The sequence below is a fragment of the Pararhodonellum marinum genome (genome assembly GCF_015354735.1).
GTDB lineage: Bacteria > Bacteroidota > Bacteroidia > Cytophagales > Cyclobacteriaceae > Pararhodonellum > Pararhodonellum marinum.
Map to the genome: position 1 here is coordinate 230,755 of NZ_JACEFJ010000004.1, position 21,027 is coordinate 251,781.

Annotated in this window: 21 protein-coding genes; 16 read left to right on the forward strand and 5 right to left on the reverse strand. The window is 41.5% G+C overall.

Annotation, left to right across the window (positions count from 1 at the left end; genetic code table 11):
* The first annotated feature begins 181 nt into the window (after nucleotides 1–181).
* The 16 genes from H1A14_RS10385 (at nucleotide 182) to H1A14_RS10460 (ending at nucleotide 14,031) form a co-directional block, all read left to right on the forward strand.
* Complete coding sequence (locus H1A14_RS10385; protein ID WP_194776183.1) at nucleotides 182–1,387, forward strand: DUF5009 domain-containing protein; 1,206 nt, start codon at nucleotides 182–184, stop codon at nucleotides 1,385–1,387.
* A 15-nt stretch (nucleotides 1,388–1,402) separates the two neighbouring features.
* Entirely contained in the window at nucleotides 1,403–2,539 is a 1,137-nt protein-coding gene (locus tag H1A14_RS10390; RefSeq protein ID WP_194776184.1) for a family 20 glycosylhydrolase, read from the forward strand.
* A gap of 262 nt (nucleotides 2,540–2,801) precedes the next feature.
* The gene (locus H1A14_RS10395) at nucleotides 2,802–3,878 is read left to right on the forward strand and encodes a PA0069 family radical SAM protein (RefSeq protein WP_194776185.1); all 1,077 of its coding nucleotides are present in this window, start codon (nucleotides 2,802–2,804) and stop codon (nucleotides 3,876–3,878) included.
* Between the two features lie 561 nt (nucleotides 3,879–4,439).
* The gene (gene ureA, locus H1A14_RS10400) at nucleotides 4,440–4,745 is read left to right on the forward strand and encodes an urease subunit gamma (RefSeq protein WP_194776186.1); all 306 of its coding nucleotides are present in this window, start codon (nucleotides 4,440–4,442) and stop codon (nucleotides 4,743–4,745) included.
* A 24-nt stretch (nucleotides 4,746–4,769) separates the two neighbouring features.
* Nucleotides 4,770–5,138, forward strand: a complete 369-nt coding sequence (gene ureB, locus H1A14_RS10405) for an urease subunit beta (RefSeq protein ID WP_194776187.1) — start codon at nucleotides 4,770–4,772, stop codon at nucleotides 5,136–5,138.
* A gap of 2 nt (nucleotides 5,139–5,140) precedes the next feature.
* Nucleotides 5,141–6,862 carry an urease subunit alpha gene (gene ureC / locus H1A14_RS10410; protein WP_194776188.1) on the forward strand — a complete coding sequence of 574 codons (1,722 nt, stop codon included), beginning with the start codon at nucleotides 5,141–5,143 and terminating at the stop codon, nucleotides 6,860–6,862.
* A 266-nt stretch (nucleotides 6,863–7,128) separates the two neighbouring features.
* The gene (locus H1A14_RS10415) at nucleotides 7,129–7,815 is read left to right on the forward strand and encodes an urease accessory protein UreF (protein WP_194776189.1); all 687 of its coding nucleotides are present in this window, start codon (nucleotides 7,129–7,131) and stop codon (nucleotides 7,813–7,815) included.
* Nucleotides 7,816–7,843: 28 nt separating this feature from the next.
* Nucleotides 7,844–8,485 (forward strand): urease accessory protein UreG, encoded by a 642-nt coding sequence (ureG, locus tag H1A14_RS10420; RefSeq protein ID WP_194776190.1) that lies wholly within the window; start codon nucleotides 7,844–7,846, stop codon nucleotides 8,483–8,485.
* A 60-nt stretch (nucleotides 8,486–8,545) separates the two neighbouring features.
* Nucleotides 8,546–9,409 carry an urease accessory protein UreD gene (locus H1A14_RS10425; protein ID WP_194776191.1) on the forward strand — a complete coding sequence of 288 codons (864 nt, stop codon included), beginning with the start codon at nucleotides 8,546–8,548 and terminating at the stop codon, nucleotides 9,407–9,409.
* 122 nt (nucleotides 9,410–9,531) lie between these two features.
* Nucleotides 9,532–10,722, forward strand: a complete 1,191-nt coding sequence (locus H1A14_RS10430) for a porin (RefSeq protein WP_194776192.1) — start codon at nucleotides 9,532–9,534, stop codon at nucleotides 10,720–10,722.
* A gap of 16 nt (nucleotides 10,723–10,738) precedes the next feature.
* Nucleotides 10,739–11,647, forward strand: coding sequence for an urea transporter (locus H1A14_RS10435; protein ID WP_194776193.1), 909 nt, complete (start codon nucleotides 10,739–10,741; stop codon nucleotides 11,645–11,647).
* Nucleotides 11,644–12,126, forward strand: coding sequence for an urease accessory protein UreE (locus H1A14_RS10440; protein ID WP_194776194.1), 483 nt, complete (start codon nucleotides 11,644–11,646; stop codon nucleotides 12,124–12,126). Before H1A14_RS10435 ends, H1A14_RS10440 begins: the two co-directional genes overlap by 4 nt.
* Before the next feature lie 14 nt (nucleotides 12,127–12,140).
* Entirely contained in the window at nucleotides 12,141–12,485 is a 345-nt protein-coding gene (locus H1A14_RS10445; RefSeq protein ID WP_194776195.1) for a hydrogenase maturation nickel metallochaperone HypA/HybF, read from the forward strand.
* Nucleotides 12,486–12,488: 3 nt separating this feature from the next.
* The gene (gene hypB / locus H1A14_RS10450; RefSeq protein WP_194776196.1) at nucleotides 12,489–13,211 is read left to right on the forward strand and encodes a hydrogenase nickel incorporation protein HypB; all 723 of its coding nucleotides are present in this window, start codon (nucleotides 12,489–12,491) and stop codon (nucleotides 13,209–13,211) included.
* 49 nt (nucleotides 13,212–13,260) lie between these two features.
* The gene (locus H1A14_RS10455; protein ID WP_194776197.1) at nucleotides 13,261–13,740 is read left to right on the forward strand and encodes an urease accessory protein UreE; all 480 of its coding nucleotides are present in this window, start codon (nucleotides 13,261–13,263) and stop codon (nucleotides 13,738–13,740) included.
* A gap of 75 nt (nucleotides 13,741–13,815) precedes the next feature.
* On the forward strand, nucleotides 13,816–14,031 hold the full coding sequence (locus H1A14_RS10460) for a hypothetical protein (protein WP_228527720.1): 216 nt from the start codon (nucleotides 13,816–13,818) through the stop codon (nucleotides 14,029–14,031).
* 111 nt (nucleotides 14,032–14,142) lie between these two features.
* Here H1A14_RS10460 and H1A14_RS10465 read toward each other — a convergent pair whose 3' ends face one another.
* From H1A14_RS10465 to H1A14_RS10485, 5 genes are all read right to left on the reverse strand, one after another.
* Nucleotides 14,143–15,600: a porin gene (locus H1A14_RS10465; protein ID WP_194776198.1), complete on the reverse strand. Its 1,458-nt coding sequence runs from the start codon at nucleotides 15,598–15,600 to the stop codon at nucleotides 14,143–14,145.
* Between the two features lie 161 nt (nucleotides 15,601–15,761).
* Nucleotides 15,762–17,243 (reverse strand): MFS transporter, encoded by a 1,482-nt coding sequence (locus tag H1A14_RS10470; protein WP_194776199.1) that lies wholly within the window; start codon nucleotides 17,241–17,243, stop codon nucleotides 15,762–15,764.
* Between the two features lie 332 nt (nucleotides 17,244–17,575).
* On the reverse strand, nucleotides 17,576–17,947 hold the full coding sequence (locus tag H1A14_RS10475) for a VOC family protein (protein ID WP_194776200.1): 372 nt from the start codon (nucleotides 17,945–17,947) through the stop codon (nucleotides 17,576–17,578).
* A gap of 72 nt (nucleotides 17,948–18,019) precedes the next feature.
* Nucleotides 18,020–19,450 (reverse strand): DUF1254 domain-containing protein, encoded by a 1,431-nt coding sequence (locus tag H1A14_RS10480; protein WP_194776201.1) that lies wholly within the window; start codon nucleotides 19,448–19,450, stop codon nucleotides 18,020–18,022.
* Between the two features lie 40 nt (nucleotides 19,451–19,490).
* Entirely contained in the window at nucleotides 19,491–20,882 is a 1,392-nt protein-coding gene (locus H1A14_RS10485) for a DUF1254 domain-containing protein (protein ID WP_194776202.1), read from the reverse strand.
* Between the last annotated feature and the right edge of the window lie 145 nt (nucleotides 20,883–21,027).

Genomic DNA, 21,027 nt, shown 5'->3' on the forward strand with positions numbered 1-21,027 from the left:
GTATTACTACCTGTTTTCAATATTTTGAGTCAAAAAGAGTTGCTTTGCCCCATCTTTCAGGTTTTAAAATTCAATGTCCTCCATAGCGCAAGGTATGGGAATGGGATATTAGAATTAAGAAGAAGTTTCAAAATAAAATTCGTTTCATACTAGATCTTTTGTTTAATCCCTATCATTCCACATGCCCAGCACCAACACATCAGGTTCATTCAGCAGGATATATTCCATTGATGTCTTCAGGGCCCTTACCATGTTGCTGATGATTTTTGTGAATGACCTTTGGACACTCAGAGAAATCCCAAAGTGGCTGGATCATGTACCTGCTAAGGTGGATGGGTTGGGCTTGGCCGATGTGGTGTTTCCTGCCTTTTTGGTCATCGTGGGGCTTTCCATTCCCTTTGCTTTGTCCAGAAGGATAGCAAAAGGAGAGGGAATCCATGGAACTTTGATGCATATTTTTTTTAGGACCCTGGCGCTTTTGACCATAGGTGTATTTCATGTCAATCTTGAACATTACAACGAATCAGAGGCCTTGCTTTCCAAACCGATGTGGCAGATATTGATTACGGTGGCATTTTTTATGATCTGGCTGGATTACAGCAAATACCAGCATAAAAAGAATAAGATCACCATTCAGCTCGCTGGGATTTTGCTGCTAGGGGTTTTGGCTTTGTTGTACAAAGGAGGAAGTTCGGATGCTCCCATCTGGATGCAGTTCCATTGGTGGGGAATTCTGGGCTTGATCGGTTGGGCTTACCTTATCGCTTCTTTGGTATACTTGGCTTTCCGGGAAAGTATGGCCATTTATGTGGGATTCTTTCTCTTCTTTCTGTTTTTCAACTCGGCTTCAAAGTTGGGATGGTTGGATTTTTTACAAAACATCAAGCCGTACATCTGGATTTCGGGAGATGGTTCCAATCCAGCCTTCTCCATGGCTGGTGTAATCATCGGGTTGTATTATAAAAATTATTTGTCCCCAGGGAAATACAAAAACTATTGGCTTGTCTTGGGAGCATTTGCTTTCGCCTTGATTTTGTTTGGTTTGTTGACTAGACCACTCTGGGGAATCCATAAAATAGGGGCCTCTCCATCCTGGATAGCAATTTGTACCGGCCTTAGCTTTTTGGTTTTGGCCGCCTTGATCTGGCTGGTGGATCAAAAAGGCAAAGCCCATTGGTTTGACCTGATCAAACCTGCTGGAACGAGTACCCTGACCGCTTATTTACTGCCTTACATTCATTATGCGCTACTGACTCTGGTAGGCATCAGTCTGCCATTGGTTTTGAGAACAGGGATGCTTGGTATTGTCAAATCCCTCTTGTATGCCTTGGTCATCATTTTGGTAACAGGGTTTTTAGAAAGAAAAAAACTGAGATTGAAAATTTAAAGAAAATAAAGCAACATGAAAACCTATTTCTACACACTGCTGATTTTAATTATCGGTCTTTATTGGCCAAAGGAAACTTCTGCCTTTCAGGATGTGAAAGATGAACTCCCTGTGCGGGGATTTGCCATTGCTGCGCCAAAAACCCAGGAATTGGATCGCTTTATCCGGTTTATGCAGGAGGAATTGGCACCGAGAGGAGTCAATGTGGTTATCCTAAGGGTGGATTTCAATTATCAGTTCGAAAGCCATCCCGAACTCCGGGATGAAAATGCCCTGAGCAAATCCGAAGTCAAAAAACTGGTGGCTGGCGCAAGAGAGCATGACATCCAACTCATTCCTCAGATCAACCTTTTAGGTCATCAATCCTGGGCCAGCACCTTGGGCAATCTGCTTAAGGTTTATCCGGAGTTTGATGAAACCCCTCATGTAGCATTGCCTGAAAAATACGAATGGCCCAATGCAGACGGCCTTTACTGCAAGAGCTATTGCCCTTTGCATCCGGAGGTCCATCAGGTGGTGTTTGCCTTGATGGATGAGATTGTGGAGGTCTTTGAAGCAGATGCTTTTCATGCCGGAATGGATGAGGTTTTCTACATCGGAGATGACAAATGTCCGAGGTGTCAGGGATTGGATAAAGCGGAGCTTTTTGCCGGGGAGGTCACCAAAATCAGGAATCACCTGGCCTTATCTGACAGGAAGCTATGGATATGGGGTGACCGCTTGATCGACGGAAGGGCCACCGGAGTAGGCTTGTGGGAGGGAAGTTACAACCGTACCCATAAGGCCATTGACCTGATTCCCAAGGATGTGGTGATCAATGATTGGCATTATGAAAAGCCCGTCCATACCCCGGTTTTGTTTGCCATGAAGGGATTTGAGGTCATGAGCTGTTCATGGAGAAGGCCTGAAGTCGGCGTGGCCCATGTCGATGACATGTTTCTCTTCAGAAAAAACAATCCCGATCAGGTCAAGGACAAATTTGCCGGGGTGATTCTTACCGTATGGTCAGGAGTGACTCCGTTTTTGAATGGGTTTTATGACTATGTGGAAAACCCCGGCAAAGAAAGGGAGGAAAAGGACCTAAATCATCCCTGGGTGACCTTTGTCCAGATGTTTGATCGATACCAAAGTCTTGTATTTGAAGATAATTGAGGATTTATAGCCGTTGTCAGGTTGTCAAGCCCCGCCTGCGAGGGCTGTTCTCGGGCTTGCTTGCCTTCGGTAGGTTGTGGGAGCTAACATGCCCTTTGGGTTCTGATTTACCTAAAAAAACTCTCACTAAACAACTGAGTGCGAGTAGAATTATTGAATGTTATCATTATTTTTTTTGTACTTTAAGTTCTTAATAAGAAATCCAAGGCACCTGTAGTGTGGGAAACTTTGCCAAGCCAGGATCTCAGAAAATTTGGATGCAATGGGGGAAGATCAAGGAGAAGGAAAGCAAAACTATGTAAAAGGGAGAGGCGCTCAGGTTCAACCAGAAAACCGTTTCAGGGAATGGCAGGTGGTCACCGAACACATCGAGGGCCTGGATGAGCCTTTGATCACAAGACCCAAAACCCAGGTGACCCTGGAGCATCCCAAAACCATCGTCAATCCTGTCACTAGCCCCGACATAGGGATTGCTTATTCGCTCAATCCTTATCAGGGCTGTGAGCATGGCTGTTCATATTGTTATGCCCGAAATTCCCATGAATACTATGGTTTCAGTGCAGGGCTGGATTTTGAAACCAAACTGATGGCCAAACCCGATGCCCCCAAGCTGTTGGAAAAACACCTGCTGAATCCTAACTGGAAAGCGGCTCCCATTTCACTTTCTGGCAATACGGATTGCTATCAGCCCTTGGAAAAGGAAATGGAAATCACCAGGAAATTGCTCAAGGTATTCTCCAAGTACCGACATCCTGTGGGCTTGATCACCAAAAACAGTCTGATCCAAAGAGATCTTGATCTATTGCAGGATTTGGCCAAAGACAGACTGGCTCAGGTGTACATTTCCATCACCAGCTTGGATGAGGATTTAAGGCGAAAAATGGAGCCGCGGACCGCAAGTGCGGCCAAACGATTGCAGGTTATAGAGAACCTATCACAGGCAGGCATTCCAGTGGCGGTCATGACTGCCCCCATCATCCCAGGCCTCAATGACCAGGAAATTCCCTCCATCCTAAAAGCGGCCTCAGACCATGGAGCCTTGAGTGCCGCCATGACCGTGATCCGGCTCAATGGAAGGGTGTCGGAAATTTTTAAAGACTGGCTGCAAAAAAACTATCCCAACCGATATGCCAAAGTAATCCATCAAATCGAAGACCTGCATGGCGGAAAAGTCAACGACAATCAGTTTGGCCGAAGAATGAAAGGGGAGGGCATCTGGGCCAACATGATCCAACAATTGTTCAAAAAATCAAAAAACCGCTATTATTCTGAGAAAAGCATGCCTGAATTTGACCTGACCCAATTCAGAAAAGGGGGGAATTTCAGGTTGGAATTTTGATAAACTTTTAAATTTTGGGTTGCCACGAAGGGCGAAGGCACAAAGTTTTTTTTGGTATGGTGATTTTGATGAAAGCTTATCGCAGTGCTAACCATAAGGCTTTAAAGGTACCTTCTTTAAAAAAATAATGTGTATGTAAGGAATGATGCCAATAAAATGAAATTCAATATAATTCTCGCCAGCAAACTGAAATGTCAGACTTCGGACTTCGGACTTCCAACCCGTTCGAAGAAGAATATTGGGTTAGTGGCAAAGAAGCGGATAACCATTAAAATAAACTTTAACACAGCTTTTTATAGCTTCTTAGAGGCCTCGAAAAATTAATATTGCGGGCTTATTGAGATGCTGGATCATATAGGTTTCAGAGAAGAATAAATTGGATTTTGGGAAAATTTAAAAAATTAATTCTACTTTATTCCTGAACGGTAAAATAGTTATATAAACTTACAATATTCATAAGATTTATTTTATTATCTTGTTAGGTAAAGAATCATATTCTTTATCGATGAAATTATTCACTTTTTTATATTCACGAATCTATACTCCTAAATTCAATACAATATGCATCTAACACCAAGAGAAACTGAAAAATTATTGCTTCATCTGGCAGGTGAAGTGGCATCAAAACGAAAAGATAGGGGAGTGAAACTGAACTACCCCGAATCTATCGCCTACATATCCAGCCATTTGATGGAGGCTGCAAGAGATGGCAACATGTCTGTTGCCGAACTCATGAATCATGGGACCACTTTATTGAAAAGGGATGATGTCATGTCGGGTGTGCCTGAGATGATCGCAGACATTCAGATCGAGGTTACTTTTCCAGACGGCGTCAAGCTTGTTACCTGTCACAATCCAATCGTTTAATCAAAACTGATAAATCTATACCCTATGATACCAGGAGAATATTTTGTTAAAGAAGGAAAAATTACCTGCAATGCCTCCTTCAAGGCCATCAAGATTAAGGCTACCAATACTGGGGACCGTCCGATTCAGATAGGTTCTCATTTTCATTTTTTTGAAGTCAACAAATCCATGAGTTTTGACCGTGAGAAAGCATTTGGTATGCGGCTCAATATCCCATCAGGAACCGCTGCCCGTTTTGAACCGGGAGAGGAGAAAAGTGTAGAACTCGTCCCTTATGGGGGTTTACGCCGTGTTTTTGGCAACAATAACCTCGTCAACGGAGATACCTCCTCGGAATTCAACAAGCACCAAAGTCTAGCTGCCTTAAAAAGTAAAAACTTCAAAAACAAGTAACCATGAGCTTTAAAATAGATAAAAACAAATATGCGGGCATGTATGGCCCTACTACTGGAGATAAGGTCAGACTGGGTGATACAGAAATTATCATTGAAATTGAAAAGGATTATGGGATTTATGGGGAAGAAAACAAATTTGGTGGAGGTAAAACCGTAAGAGATGGCATGGGCCAATCCAGCACCGCTACACGGGACCAGGGGGTGCTTGATTTTGTGATATTAAACGTGATGGTCATTGACCACTGGGGTATAGTAAAAGGTGACATAGGAATAAAAGATGGTAAGATCGTAGGCATAGGTAAGGCAGGGAATCCTGATACCCAGGATGGCATTACTCCCAATATGATCATTGGAGCTTCCACAGAAGTCCATGGAGGTCAAGGGCTTATAGCCACAGCTGGGGCAATTGATACCCACATCCACTTTATCAGCCCGCAGCAAGTGGAACATGCGCTTTATGCCGGAACGACAACCATGATCGGTGGAGGAACGGGCCCAGCTGATGGAACGAATGCTACCACGGTCACTCCCGGAGCATGGTTCATTGAAAAAATGATGCAATCAGGAGATGTATTTCCAATGAATTTTGGCTTCTTCGGAAAAGGGAACTGTTCTCAGGAAGCGCCTTTGAATGAACAAATTGAAGCAGGTGCTCTAGGGCTTAAAATCCATGAGGATTGGGGTACTTCTCCTGCCGTAATAGATGCTTCATTAAAAGTGGCCGACAAGTATGATGTTCAGATTGCCATACATTCAGATACCTTGAATGAAGCAGGATTTTTACAGGACACCATGGATGCAATCAATGGCAGGGTCATTCATACCTTCCATACCGAGGGAGCTGGTGGTGGACATGCTCCGGATATCATCAAAATTTCCATGTATCCCAATGTACTTCCTGCAAGTACAAACCCTACCAAACCATTTACCAAGAACACGATAGATGAACACCTGGACATGTTGATGGTGTGCCACCACTTGAAAAAAAGCATTCCCGAGGATGTAGCCTTTGCTGAATCAAGGATCAGAAGAGAAACCATTGCCGCAGAGGACATTCTCCATGATATGGGTGTCTTCAGCATGATGAGTTCCGACTCCCAAGCCATGGGACGTATCAGTGAAGTAGTGACAAGAACATGGCAGACTGCCCATAAAATGAAAGTGCAGTTTGGGGCCTTAGAAGAAGACAAAGGCAATGACAATGATAATTTTAGAGCCAAAAGGTATGTGGCCAAATATACCATCAATCCGGCCATTGCTCAGGGAATTTCTAACTATGTCGGAAGTATTGAGCCTGGAAAATTGGCTGACATTGTGCTTTGGAAACCGGCCTTCTTCGGTGCCAAGCCGGAGATCATTATCAAAGGGGGGATGATCATTGCTTCCAGAATGGGTGATCCAAGTGCTTCCATCCCTACCCCTCAGCCGGTGATCTACAGAAATATGTTCGGCGCGTATGGCAGAGCACTATCTACTACCTGTATGACTTTCGTTTCCAAAGCAGGTTATGAAAAAGGCATTGCAGAGAAATATGGTCTGAAAAAAATGGTAGTGCCAGTTACAGGCTGTAGGAGCATCTCCAAGAAGAGCATGATTCACAATGACAAAACTCCAAACATTGATGTGAATCCAGAAAACTATGAAGTAAAGGTTGATGGAAAACTCATCACCTGTGAACCTTTGGATGTGGTACCATTAGGCCAGCTTTATTGGTTGTTTTAAATTTTAAAATGATTTCCAGGTTCAATAAAATTTGAGCCTGGAAATATTTTAAGCTGGAGATCCCTTTTAAAATTTTGTCATTCCTTTTATAAAAATTTACTTCGAAACATCTATAACTGACTTTCCTTTCAATCTTTAGAATTTCTAAAAGTAAGGAACGAGCTATCAAGCGTATTCGAATAAAATCTTTTTTAAGTGGTCTGCCTTCTTTTAAGATGGATTTTCACAATTGCAAATTTCGAAATAGGCATTTAACTATTAACAGGATGAACCATTTTCTCGGAAAAATGCTCCATTTATGTGATCCCACGCTACCCATTGGAGGATTTAGTCACTCCAATGGTTTGGAGACCTATGTGCAGTTAGGCATCGTGAAAGATGAGACCACGGCGGCGGCCTTTGTGAAAAGTATGGTTGAAAACAATCTGTTGTACAACGATGCTTCTTTTGTCAAGTTGGCTTTTGAGGCTGCGCAGCAGCATGATGTGGAGGAGCTTATTGTCCTTGACCATGAATGCTCTGCCTTAAAAGCACCTGTTGAAATCAAAGAGGCAAGCAAAAAATTAGGTAATCGGCTTTTTAAAATTTTTGACCGACAGGCAAGTTCTGACTTGATTGACGCTTACCAGTTGGAAATAAAGAATAAAGGGGCAGATGGCCAATATGCCATTGTGTACGGTATTTATGCCCATTTATTTCAAATACCACTCTATGAAGCCATTTATTCATTCTGTTATTCGGCTACGGTGAATTTGATTACCAATGCGGTCAAAATGGTACCCTTAGGTCAATTATCAGGTCAGGATTTACTGTTTCAAATGGAGGAAATCTTGATTAAGACCACAGAAAAAGTCATTTCACTTGACCGAGAACTGGTAGGCATCTGCAATATCGGCTTTGATATCCGATGCATGCAGCACGAAAAACTGTATTCAAGGCTTTACATGTCATAATATTTTAACTCAAATTGTAAGATTAAAAATGTCCAAAGGTAATTACATTAAGATAGGCGTAGCCGGGCCAGTTGGGTCAGGCAAAACAGCACTTTTAGAAAAACTATCCAGAAGTCTTATCGATGAATATAGCATTGGAGTAATTACCAATGATATTTATACCAAAGAAGATGCTGAATTCCTAACGAAAAACAGCCTGCTTCCTGCGGATAGAATTATAGGTGTAGAAACAGGAGGCTGTCCCCACACCGCAATCCGAGAAGATGCGAGTATGAATCTGGAAGCCGTAGATGAGATGGCCAACCGCTTTGAGGATATAGAAATGATCTTTATTGAGAGTGGCGGGGATAATTTATCAGCCACTTTCAGTCCTGATCTTGCCGATGTGACCATCTTCGTCATTTCGGTGGCCGAAGGGGATAAAATTCCCCGAAAAGGAGGGCCGGGAATCACGCGGTCAGACCTTCTCGTGATCAATAAAACGGACCTGGCTCCTTATGTCAACGCAGATTTGGATGTAATGGAAAGGGATGCAAGAAGAATGAGAAAAGGGGCGCCTTTTGTATTTACAAACTTGATGATAGGAGAAGGTCTTGATGCAGTTATTGCTTGGATCAAGAAATTTGCCCTGCTGGAAAATGCCGAGGATTCTCCTTTATTGTTAAAATGAAATGTAATCTGTCAAAACAGGAAATGAATGGTTTAAAATCCATGGATTAAAGAAAACCGCATGATCAAAGAGATAGGAAAATTACATATTACCGTTGGGTTTAATGCCTTTGGTTCATACCTAAAAGACAAATATTTTACTCCTCCTTTCAAAATCGCCAATGTAGGTGAGAACAGAAATGATCCTGCCTGTTATTTGATGACCATGAGTTCATCTCCTGGAATTTTAGACGATGATGACCTGGATATACAAATCAATCTGGAAGCAGGTAGTAGGATGATGCTCTTGAATCAAGGATATCAACGTTTATTCACCATGAAAAAAGGTGCAAAGCAGCAAATGACCATCAATCTTCAGAAGAACAGTGAGCTAAGCTACATTCAGCATCCCATTGTACCCCAGTCTCAATCCATTTTTCATTCCAAATCGACCATCCATCTTGAAGAAAACTGCATTTTTACCTATGGAGAAATCATAACCTGTGGCAGAAAATTGTGCGGTGAAATATTTCATTTTAAACGATTTCAAAACCTGACAGAGGTTTTTTTGAATCAAAAATTGATCCTCAAGGACAACATTTTGCTACAGCCTGATAAAATTGATATCAATGCCTTGGGTCAGGTGGAGGGGTACACCCACCAAGCTACATTAATGTATGTCAACAGTAGAAATTTGGAAGCCAATGCAGAAGTAGAATTGATGCATGAGGCCATGTCAAAAGAAGAGGATTTAGCTTTTGGAGTTTCACAGCCATTGCCACAATTGGTGGTCTTGAGGGTCCTAGGAAACGGTGGCGAGCAATTGCTTGATGCCTTTAAAAAAATAGAAAAATCCCTTTGGGAATTGAATAAACACATAAACAAGGTTTCTCCTGAAAAAGTCCAAGTGAAGAAAATGGAAAGGGAAACGCTACTCCTGAAATAGATAACAACACGAAGCTGAGTATACTGGATGTCAATCCTTAACAGGATCTTTTTAGAAGATCTAAAATTGTAGTGCTATCAACATCTAAATCTAGATTTCGCATTTTGTAACAATTTACTGCTATGAAAAGATTAACGCTACTTGGATTGCTCTTGTTGTGTTTGAATTCTTCGTATGGACAGGTCAATTATGCTCAGTATGATTCTGCCATAATGAATGCCCAGCCAGTCTTAAATTTGGATAAATACAAATTTTTGAAAGACATCAACATGATAGCCAACACCCGGTTTGGGTTTTATTCGGATTTTGAAAACGGAGATTTAACAAACGGTAGATTTGCCATGCCGGAATTAAGGATGGAGGTGATGGGAAAGGTCAGTGAAAGAGTTCATTTTAGGATTCGGGATGTCTATGCCGGCCGGGCTACAGAGCCCAACAGTCAGGACAGGCTGAGACATTCTCTTGATATAGTTCAGATCCAGTATGATGTAAGCCCAACTTTTTCTATAGCTGGTGGCAAAATGCTCCCTGAGTGGGGGGCATTTGAATTTGAACTCAATCCGATCTACCTGCATGCTTTTAATCACCTGATAGAATATGGAGATCATTTTCAAACAGGTATCGTGGGAAAATGGCAGGTAGAAACCAATCACTTGCTTTCCTTTCAAGTGGTTAATTCCAGGAGTCGGTCCTTTGAAGAAGTATATGGTTTTGTGCCAGGTGTGGAAAGGGCAAAGATACCTCTAGGTGCTACTGTCAATTGGAGGGGGAATCTTTTTGAAGGAAAATACAATACTGCTTGGAGTTACAGTGCTTACACCGAAGCGGCCAACAAAAGGATGCTTCTTTTGCAGCTTGGAAACGAGCTAAGGCTGAATAATTTTACCTTACAATATGATTATAAGCTGAGCAATGATCAAATTGACCGCTTGGGACAAGTGAGTAACCTGATCAGTGAACAGTTAGGTTTCAGGGCATTGGATGTGAGGTATGTGGAGCATTGGATGCGTGGAGAGTATTTTTTGACCCCAAGACTAGCAGCAACGCTGATAGGAATGGTGAGTTCAGATTATTGGTTTGATGACAACTTACCCGGAATCGATGTTCCAAAAGATGATCATCTAAGGACCTCATGGAGTTTTACGGCAGCATTGGAATACCATGTTTTCCCCTCTCAAAAGCATAAAATCTTTCTGGCCTATGTAGGAAGGTATTTTAGGCATTCAGATTATGCTATAAGGCAATTTGATTTGGCTGACGCCAATACCGGACAACTATCGGTAGGTTTAATAACTCCATTGGTTTTCTTCTAAAAAAACAACTCTATTTATGAAAAATAAAGATGAAAAATTTTACGATCCGTTTCTTAAAGGAATAGGGCAAATCATGCTTCAGGAGAATTCCTTGACAGGGCTTTTATTCCTGATCGGAATTTTGATCAATTCTCCCCTATTGGCCTTAGGAACTTTGGTCGGTGCTGTTGTTGGTACCTTGACGGCAAAACTTTTTAAATACGATAAAGGAAACATCAGCAGCGGCCTTTATGGTTTCAATGCTGCCCTGGTAGGTATCGCCATGCTGGTGTTTTTTGAAGGAAGTATATTGGTTTGGATTGGGATCATTTTGCTTGCTGCCCTTTCAACCCTTGTCATGAATTTCTTCTTGAACAAAAAAATTCCAGTTTTCACCTTTCCTTTCATTGCTCTTGTCTGGATTGCCCTTTATTTCTTTCATGAAGTAGTTCCTGTAGATCCACCCGCAGAGGGTGATTTGGCTGGGCTTATTGAAGAAACCGTTGTTTTCGAACTGTCAAATTTTGGTTTTGGCTTTGGTGAGGTCATTTTTCAGGGAAGCCTATTGTCCGGATTGATCTTTATGATCGCTGTGTACATCAATAATCCCATTGCTGCAATCTATGGTCTCGTAGGGGCATTTTTTGCAGCTTTGTTTGCCGTATTGACCATCGATCAGTTTGATGCTTTGCAACAAGGATGGTTTACTTTCAATGCCGTCCTTTGTGCCATTGTATTTTCGGGATTGGAAAAGAAAGACGGGCTCTTTGTATTGATTGCTGTTTTCTTTTCTGTTCTTATTGAAAACTTTATGATGAGCAGGGGGCTGATTTTCCTTACCTTCCCCTTTGTAGCAGGCACATGGATTACCTTGTGGATCAAGCATCTCTTAGTAAAAAATCAGAATAATAAAATCAAAACAAAGATAGATCCGGTTTCGATATGATTTTAGTTCAAAAAATATTAGGCAATACCAAGGATATTGATGTATCAGGTAAGAGGCTTGATTTTTTGGATTTGGAGTGGTTTGAAGCGGGCAGGACCATAATCAGAAAACATACCCGAAACGGAGTGGAGGTGGGGATTAAAAAGGACTTAAATCCTCTAGAAGAAGGCGATGTGATCTACCTAAATGAGGAGACGGTCATTTTGATTTCGATCCGACCCACTTTATGTATCGTTTTCCGCCCACGAACAATTAGGGAAATGGCCGTAGTCTGTTATGAAATCGGGAACAAACATATCCCTATCTACATCAATGAGGAATCCGAGGTAATTGTTGCCTTTGAACACCCCTTGTATCACTTATTGGAAAGATTTGGATACAAGCCCAAAAGGGAGGAGAGAAAAATATTGAAAACAAGTCAGTTGGGTTCGGTCAACCACCTGGTAAAAAGTTACCAACCGATCACATTTAAGAATTAATAAGAATTGAGGTCATGCATGAAATTTCTGTGATTAGAACCATTGTAAGCACTTTAAAAGAGAAATATGAAGGAAATTTCGATAAAATCACGAAGGTTGAAATTGAAGCAGGTCTTCTGAGTAATATTCAGCCGGTGTTGATTCAAAACGCATTTGAAGCGCTGAGGTTGGAGTTACCTGAATTGATGGAACTTGAATTGGAAGTCAAGGTTTTGCCCATTATTGCCAGATGCAATAAGTGCAATGAAAATTTTGAGGTAAAATATCACAGGTTCATCTGTCCTTGCGGAGAACCAACCAAAGAGGTTATCCAAGGAGATGAATTGCAAATCAGTAAAGTTGAATTTATTAAGACATAAGTTATGAGTGATTTAAGAACACCAAAGAGTAACCGAATGCCGGCAGGTTCTGTACAATGTGACAACACCACATTGAACTTACTTAAGGCCAATGATTTTGTGGCAAAAGCCATCAAGGATAAATTGCCAAACCTATTGGTAGTCAATGTATGTTCCTCTCCCGGAAGTGGAAAAACCACCTTGATGCAGGAAACAGGAAAGCTATTGAGGGACCGGTTGAACATTGCTGTATTGGTAGGTGATCCTGAAACCGATAGAGATGCAGTTAGGATGAAGGAAGTTGGAATCAATGCACTTCAAATCGTTACTGGAGGGATGTGTCATATTGAGGCGCAGATGATCCTTCAGGCTTTGGATCACATTGACCTTACAGATACTGATTTATTATTTATCGAGAATGTAGGGAATCTGGTTTGTCCTGCGGCTTTTGACTTGGGAGAGGACTACAGGGTAACGCTGATTGCCTCTACTGAGGGAGATGACAAACCCAAAAAATATCCTAGGATGTTTCTCACAAGTGAGTTGATGCTTGTTTCCAAGTCTGATTTGTTGCCCTATGTTCCCTTTTCCATTGAAGCGGTAACGAAGGATGCACGTGAAGTCAACCCAACTTTGGAGGTAATTACGATCAGTAGTTTGAAGGGAGAAGGTTTGGACCGATGGTGTGATTGGTTGATTGAAAAAGTCGAAGAGAAGAAAGCCAAAAATCAAGTAGCTCAAGAATAAATAGAAACAGTTTCACTACGCTACATCAAATGATCCTGAAAAGATAATAATGGAATCGAAAGAACTTCAAACCATACTGGCTTCTGAGGCAATGATCCTTGATTCAAAGGTGAATTTGGATGGAAAAGAGATCCATTACCTGGATCTGGAATGGTATGAATTGAACAGTGGCAAACTGACTCGTGAAACAGATCATGGTCTGAAGGTTCAAATCAGAAAAAGCAGCAACCACGTTTATCAGGATCATGACCTCATCTATATTGATTCAGAAAAGATCATTCGAATCAGGTTAAAACCCTGTGATTGTATCGTCATTTCATCTCAAAACTTAAATGAGGTTGGGCAGGTTTCTTTTGCTATCGGAAACCAACATTTGCCCATCTTTTTGAATCAGGAAGATGAACTTTTATTGGCCTATGATGGAAAGTCTTATCAGATGCTGTCCTCATTCGGATTTCAGATCAGAATCGAGCAAAAGTCCTTGCATCCACATGAAATGATAAAAGCTTATGGAAATTATTTACAGTAAGCTTATAAATACACAACAGCAGGAATTTTAAATCTCAGTTTTCAAATAATACAAAAACACATAACCAAAACAATCATGAAAAAACTAATCAGTATGCTAACGGCAGCTTTATTTGCTGTCCCTTTTATGGTATCGGCCCATCCCGGTCATGGTGAAGAAGATCCACAGAGCCTTCTTCATTGGTTGAAAAACCCAGAGCATTCAATTCCCTTGGTATTGGCAATTGCTGCCATAGCTTATTTGGTCGTGAGGTTAAACAGAAACAGACAAAGTAAAGCTTCCAGAAAATAAGCGTTTCAAAGTAAAATAAACCTGCATTCCAATTTTCTTTATTGCTGAGACTTAGATCTGATTTTTTCTGTAAAGGGTTGGAATGTAGCTTATTGTTTTAAAAAGGGACCATCACAAAGCAATATGCGTTTGAATAATAAATTCTCCGGCATTTCCTGCATTTCTGTAATTTTCAAAAAATGATCTTTGTCGGTATTCAAAACTGATTTTGGACCTATGGGCGGTAATAAAATAATTGAGGCCCAAACTGAACTGTGTAGATCCCTCATCAAAGAATTCGAATCTATTGAAGGTAACAGATCCAAAAGGTTGAAGCATACCGAGATCACCTATCAAATTTTTCGGAAGCAGATATCCGGCCTGACTGTAGAAAATATGCCCTGTCCCAATCATCGGTTGGGCATTGCCTGGCCCATTTTGAGTGGTTCCTTGACCTAGGCCTGTATTCATAATTCCAATGTTCCTGATATAATTCGGGCCAAAATCATAGTTGTAAAACACAGAGTACAGCGTTAAGGCAGTGCCTAAAGAACTGTTAATGGGCATATCCAAAAACAAATCCAATGAAAATAAACTGATATCATGGGAATTGATGTTTCCCTGCCCATCTACAGAACTGGTTGCTTTAGCATGGTGGTGCCAGCCTCCCCCGACATTCAATACTTTCCTGGCACCTAGATAAGAACCTACAAAAAAGGGTAATTTGTTGTTTTCATGCTCCCAAAACTGATAGGCCACATAACCTTGGCTTGCCCAGTTGTCATTGACCACATTGACGGCAATAGGGCGTTGGCGGTCTTCATCAAATGTCCCCCCTGCGCCAACGGAGAATGGTTTGTTTAAGGCAAAGCGGTAATCCCAGTTTAATACCTGCCCTTTGGCGTAGACCCCAAACTGTCTTGCAAACTGGTCCGTCATTTCAATCAATGGCCAATTGAATATCGGTGCGTCCATGGTCAGAAAATTAAGCGTGCTCGCACTTGACATCCTTGATATGCCATTCCAGTAGTGTAATCCCATACCGATATGGAGTTCAGGGATTACTTTAAATTCTGTCCATACATCATGGAAAAACATCTGTGGCTTTTTTGATGATCTCAAATCTACATTGTTGTTGGGATTGTTAGGATCCAGAGTGATGGGAATGGTTCCCGCATTGCCATTCATGCCACCACCCGGTATACCTCCATTCATAAAAGTTTGGTTATTGATCCCCCAATGCGCCAGGATCAAAAACTTGGGAGATATGGATGCATAAGTCAACATCCTGGCTCTTCTAATTCCTATATCTGCCGTTGAATTTCTTGGATTCCCATCTACTCCCAGAGTCCCAGGATTATTCTCCAAACTTCTAAACCAAATTTGCCCCCACAATATGATTCGCACATACTTGGACCCATCCTCAGAAAGCTTTAAGATCAAGGGTTGATAGTCCTCTCCAATTTCATCTCCTGGAAAGGCGTATCTCAGGGAGTCAGCTTCATTTTGATCTTCAGTCTGACCAAAGGCTTGGATTGAAATGACCATGATGAAAAATGAAAGGAGGATTTTTTGCAATTGCATGCTCATGATTCCTTGATGTGCTTGCGCTTAAAAGATATTTAGATCAAATACCTTAAATGATTTATTAGGTAGTCCTTTGAATCCCTAGTCTTATCCAAAATGTCTTTTTAGCATTTTATCAATATTGGTGATTCATGCCATCTGAATAATTGGAAAAAGAGGAGGAGTTAAACCTCCTCTTTTGATTCCTTGGGGATATAGCTGTAACTGATGTTATTCAAAATCCAGAGACTGGCAATGGCCAACAAAAGGATTAAAAACCAAGAGCTGCTCCATAATCCGGTCCATTTTAGTAAATAGCCAAATAAGATTGGACAGATAAATCCGCCCATTGCACCAATGAAGGCAACCATTCCTCCCACAGATCCCACTTCGTTTGGAAAATAATCCGGAATATACTTGAATACCCCTGACATTCCAGCCCCCCAAATGGCACCCAATAGAATGGCAAATGCGGCGAAAACCCACATGTCTGCCTGAAAGGAGATCAAAGTCACTCCTCTTGCCAACAAATCTTTTTGTCCTACATTATCTCCTTGTTCCACCACCGATTCATTCCAACTGTATTTTGCAGGAAAATACTTTGCGATACCAGTAGGATTATCAATTCTCTCTTGGGCAAGCTCTTGGGGTCTTAGGCTAAATGATCTTCCAGATACCTGGATTTCTGTTTCAGAAACCAACTCAACAGGGCCAGAAACAGTGGATGTGATTCCTTTTCCAGGGGTGTAAATATCCATTTTTGGAATCATTAAAAGGGCTGATAACAAAATGGTGGCCTGGAAGGCAAACAATACAACCTTTTTGGCCCCATGTTTATCGCTCATGATACCGCCAACAATACGGGTTAATGCAGTAGGTAAACTGAATGCTGAAGCAAGGAACCCAGCCATCACCAAAGTTACACCATAAACATTCATGAAATAAGGAACTAACCATTGGGCAAGGGCCACATAGCAGCCGAATACCAGAAAATAATACAAACCCAAGCGCCATACTTTGCCATGTTTGATGGGAGCCAGAATTGAAGCAAGCGATTTGCTTTCTTTGACGACGGTTTTACTTTTTCCGAAGACAGCAAACAGAGCGGTAGTTACCAATAACACATAGGCATAAATCTTTGGCAATTCCCTCCATCCTTCGGGGTTTAAACCTTCATCCGTTAACACATTGAGCAAATAGGGAGCGATGAGGGTGGTCAACGCGGCTCCTCCAGTTCCTGCTCCTAATATGCCCAAGGCCCGACCCTGCCAGTTGGATGGATAAAAGGCAGAAACATAGCCTACTCCTATGGCAAAACTAGCACCTGTCAATCCACAACCCAAGCTGATCAAGGCGAAAGATGTAAATCCAGTGGCAAAACTCAACGAATAAAAGAAAACTGCACTGATCAGCATCAAAGCAATAAACATCGTTTTGCCTCCAAACTTGTCAGTTAAAATTCCTGCAGGAAAACGAAAAAGTGCACCAGTAAATACCGGGAGTCCGATTAACCAGCCCGTCTGGATGGAATCCCACTCAAATATCCCTTGGTTGGCCAGGTAGGTGACGAGTACTCCGTTCATGGTCCAAGCAGCAAAAGTCAGTGCATAAGCCAAGGTGCTTATGGCTAAAATCTTGTGTGATTCAGAGGAAATTTCAGTGGCCATATTTCGTGTTTTTTTAAAAAGGAAATAAAACTCAATATAATTATAAGATTAATATATTAATCATTCGTGAACAACTAATATAGAAAAATGGGAAAAGTATTTTTGCTTTTATTATCTATAGGGTAATCACCCATGTGAATTAGCTTTTTTGCTTGATTAAAAGGCAATTAGAGCCTGTTCAGTTTGAAGGAATTTTAAAAAATAATAATTTGGAGAAGGCTGGTGAATACTGAGGAGGATTGGTTTTTGACTGAAATATTTGAGGCAATAATTTTGATTTATCTTAGAAAAATTAAATATTTTCATTCAAAAAAAAGAAGGTTTGAAAAGTGCTAATCTTCTCTTTGACTGACAATAAACACCGTTCCCGCCGGGTCAGTAATCCAGTGCATGTTTTCCGGAAGTTGTTCCAATTCGTCACAGGTCTTGATGCCATTTTCCTGAAGATAATTTGTGGCTTGCTCGACATTGTCAACATTCAGTTCCAACCAGGTTTCCGAATGGGTATAATTGTCGACACAGTCCAACCATAAGATGTTATTCCCAAATTTAACCTGATGGGTTCTTGAAATTGTGGGGTGGGTTATGGGTTTCTCCTCCACTTCTAATTTTAAAATGTCCCTGTAAAAGGCTACGCTTTTGTCATACTTGCTTTTAGGAATTTTTACGGCGATGTTGATGCCACCCGAAAATTTTGGATTCATGTCTGTTTCTTTTTATCTACATCTAGAATAAGAAAATCTTTATTTCGAAAAAACAAACTTGAGATTTTTCAATTATGGGGTTTTTACTTTCTCAATTGGAGGATTGGTCCATACTCCTGTCAAAACCGTTTCTTCAGGGCCGTATAGTCTCATGACACTGTAAAAAGGACCATCGGGTGCAGGCAGCCAATTGGCCTCCAGTTCTTTACCGGGGGAATTTTTTTGAAGGTAGATGGTAATGGATCCATCAGGATTTTTCACGAAATCATCTATCATATTGGAATTGACCAAATACCTGTTGATGTGGTTGTCGACCAGCAATTGGGACTTACCATCGTACATGGTCAACGACCAAAATGCCTTTACAGGTGGAAGGTTATCCGGTTGCAGTGTCATCGTGTAATTATATGCCGAAGCATTCAGAGGTTGTCCCTCTTTATCAATCATATAAAATGGGTAGGTGGCTTCAGAACCGGAGTTCCCATATATTCCCAGATATGCGCCTACAGCCCTGATCATATGTATGTTGTCATGGCCGTAGTTATCCTGAGCACTTTTTTCAAGAAATTCCCGGGTGCCAAAAATTTTGGAACTGCCAAGAGGGTCACTGTTGGTCTTGGCGATAAAGGCCTCCATTTCAGCAAAGGCATCTTTTACACCTTGTTGAATGGCTTCCTGGACTTCAGGTTCAAAACGGTTGATATCATATCCCTTTTGGGTACCGATGCCCAGTTTTGCCATCCTTTCCATCAAAGGCTTCTCCTTTTCCACAGGCTGAACGAGTTTGAGCACGAAATCCAGGTAGTTGAAAGCAGCTTCGGTAAATTGATCCCCCTCCTGCCAAACCGGGAATTCCATGTTCCTTTTCTTTGGCCTTGAGGATTCACCCCGATATTCCCTAAGGGTTTGCATCTTGTATTGGTTTTGGATTTCCTGGACTCGCCCGAGATCATGGGTATCCATCATTTGGGTCCTGACGATGGTAAAGAAAATAGGCGTCTCTGTACGGAGCACCTCTGTAATCCCCTCCGGTACATTTCCCGACCAATCTTTGGTGGCGACCAGATATTTTCCGGCCTGACTGCCGGTCGTCAAAGAACCTATGTAAGCAAAATTATGGGTATAAAGGTCAATCAATTGAAAACTGTAATACCGGTCATCTTCCATTTCCGGTACTGTAAAAATTACAGGTTCCTCTTGTATGTCACTCCAAAACATGCAGTAGGGCGTGTCGGAATTGACAGTGACAATGGCTTTGTCTTCAGGCGTATAAAGCCTGGCTTCACAGGAAATTTCGTTAAACTCCCCCTTGTAATCACCTGAGTTTTTATCTACGACATTCGCATATAGGGTCTTATAATTAAGCACCAAAGGGAGGCCATAAATGTAGGCTTCCTTGGCGATGCTTTTGGCCTCCTCAACAGGTAATTTTTGATCGGGTTTCCCACAGCTTTGGATAAATATGAGAAGGCTTAGGTAAAAAATTTTGCTATGATTTTTCATAATATGGCTATTTTGTTCTGAAACAAGTGAAGGGATCCGTTCAGATTTTCCGAATCGGGGCTGGTTTCCAGGTGCCATCCAATACTTTGTCTTCAGGTCCATAAATCCGCATCATGACATTGAACCCGCCAGCTGGAGCAGGCAGCCAGTTGTCCTTTCCTTGGGAAGGTTCTTGATGACTGAAATATATCGTCAAAGAACCATCGGGACTGGTTTTCAGTCCTTTGGTCCTGTCGCCGATGGAGTATCTGTTGATGCTGTTTTCCACGAGAAGCTGGTTTTCATTGTCATACATGGTCAGGGACCAGAAATATTTGGCTGGAGGAAGTTCCCCTTTAGGAAAAGTTACTGCATAGGTATTGCTACCGTCCAAAATCTCCCCGTCTCCATCTACAAAGGCCAGCGGGTAGTATGCCTCAAAAGGGCTATTGGCATAGATCCCGATTTTGGCGATGTTTGTCCTGGCTGTAAAATTATCCCCAAAATATTCACCTAGTGGAAACATGGTCCAGCCATTGACCACTTTACCTAGGTTTTTGGAGCTGCTTTCGATCTTTTCTATTCCCTTCTTTATTCCACTTAAGATGGCTTCCCGGTATTCAGGGTTTTCCTCATAGAAAGGATAACCTTCTCCAGGTCTAACGCCAATCACTTCATAACTGCCTATGATTTGGGCATCCTTTTCATTTGGCTTGGTGTATTGCAAAAGGAAATTAAGCAGTTCAAAATACCTTTGGTTTTCCTTATCACTTTCCTGATAAGAAGGGAAATTGATGGGTTCAACAGACTTGGCTTGGAATTCAGGGTAAAATTCACTCATCAATCCCAGTTCATATTGGGATTGGGTTTGTTTGGCCTTTTCTATATCTTCGGGATCATCCACATTGACCCCTGTTCTGCCTATTACCGATACAATTTCACTTGGAGCAGCTATTTGCTTCACTCCCTCAGGAAGCTCACCATTGAAGGTTGGAGGGGTAATGACAAAAATATTTTCGTCTGTACCAGTCGAGTTACTTCCCACATAAGCAAAATTGTCGGTTACCAAACTTATAAATTGAAAGGAATAATAACGGTCCTTGATCTCAGGTACTTTTATCACGACAGGTTGGGAACGAAGGTCGAGTGTGGCGGTTGAATAAAAAGTGTCGTTGTTGGGGCTGACCACGAATTTATCCTCTGGAGTGTACAATACGGCTGAATGAACCAATTTGTTCATAGGCTGGTACCTGGGAGAAGTTTTGTCTACATAAAAGGCATATATGGCCTTGTAATTTTCCACAATGGGGAATGTGTGGAAATAGGCTTCTTCCACCATCTTTTCCACTTCTTCCGGTGTCAGCTTGTTTTCTTCTTCCTGGGGCCCCTGACAGGATACCAAAAGGATCATTCCCAACAAGGCCACATAAGAAAAAAATGCTTTTTGCGGCAAGCAATTCCAGTTTCTTTTTGATTCAGAACAATTTAATTTGGCTTTTAACATATTTGCTTTGATTAAATCGGTTGAGGTTTTATTAAACATGTATGTACGCAATGATGCCAGTAAAATGGTAATTCAATATAATTCTCACTAGCAA

Excerpts from the sequence above, each read along its gene's own strand:
- H1A14_RS10455 (WP_194776197.1), top strand. The coding sequence starts at position 13,261 with ATGGAATCGAAAGAACTTCAAACCATACTGGCTTCTGAGGCAATGATC.
- H1A14_RS10480 (WP_194776201.1), bottom strand. The coding sequence starts at position 19,450 with ATGAAAAATCATAGCAAAATTTTTTACCTAAGCCTTCTCATATTTATC.
- H1A14_RS10440 (WP_194776194.1), top strand. The coding sequence starts at position 11,644 with ATGATTTTAGTTCAAAAAATATTAGGCAATACCAAGGATATTGATGTA.
- ureG (WP_194776190.1), top strand. The coding sequence starts at position 7,844 with ATGTCCAAAGGTAATTACATTAAGATAGGCGTAGCCGGGCCAGTTGGG.
- H1A14_RS10415 (WP_194776189.1), top strand. The coding sequence starts at position 7,129 with ATGAACCATTTTCTCGGAAAAATGCTCCATTTATGTGATCCCACGCTA.
- ureA (WP_194776186.1), top strand. The coding sequence starts at position 4,440 with ATGCATCTAACACCAAGAGAAACTGAAAAATTATTGCTTCATCTGGCA.
- H1A14_RS10395 (WP_194776185.1), top strand. The coding sequence starts at position 2,802 with ATGGGGGAAGATCAAGGAGAAGGAAAGCAAAACTATGTAAAAGGGAGA.
- H1A14_RS10460 (WP_228527720.1), top strand. The coding sequence starts at position 13,816 with ATGAAAAAACTAATCAGTATGCTAACGGCAGCTTTATTTGCTGTCCCT.
- H1A14_RS10435 (WP_194776193.1), top strand. The coding sequence starts at position 10,739 with ATGAAAAATAAAGATGAAAAATTTTACGATCCGTTTCTTAAAGGAATA.
- H1A14_RS10470 (WP_194776199.1), bottom strand. The coding sequence starts at position 17,243 with ATGGCCACTGAAATTTCCTCTGAATCACACAAGATTTTAGCCATAAGC.
- H1A14_RS10465 (WP_194776198.1), bottom strand. The coding sequence starts at position 15,600 with ATGAGCATGCAATTGCAAAAAATCCTCCTTTCATTTTTCATCATGGTC.
- H1A14_RS10385 (WP_194776183.1), top strand. The coding sequence starts at position 182 with ATGCCCAGCACCAACACATCAGGTTCATTCAGCAGGATATATTCCATT.
- ureB (WP_194776187.1), top strand. The coding sequence starts at position 4,770 with ATGATACCAGGAGAATATTTTGTTAAAGAAGGAAAAATTACCTGCAAT.
- H1A14_RS10390 (WP_194776184.1), top strand. The coding sequence starts at position 1,403 with ATGAAAACCTATTTCTACACACTGCTGATTTTAATTATCGGTCTTTAT.
- H1A14_RS10475 (WP_194776200.1), bottom strand. The coding sequence starts at position 17,947 with ATGAATCCAAAATTTTCGGGTGGCATCAACATCGCCGTAAAAATTCCT.
- ureC (WP_194776188.1), top strand. The coding sequence starts at position 5,141 with ATGAGCTTTAAAATAGATAAAAACAAATATGCGGGCATGTATGGCCCT.
- H1A14_RS10430 (WP_194776192.1), top strand. The coding sequence starts at position 9,532 with ATGAAAAGATTAACGCTACTTGGATTGCTCTTGTTGTGTTTGAATTCT.
- H1A14_RS10445 (WP_194776195.1), top strand. The coding sequence starts at position 12,141 with ATGCATGAAATTTCTGTGATTAGAACCATTGTAAGCACTTTAAAAGAG.
- H1A14_RS10425 (WP_194776191.1), top strand. The coding sequence starts at position 8,546 with ATGATCAAAGAGATAGGAAAATTACATATTACCGTTGGGTTTAATGCC.
- hypB (WP_194776196.1), top strand. The coding sequence starts at position 12,489 with ATGAGTGATTTAAGAACACCAAAGAGTAACCGAATGCCGGCAGGTTCT.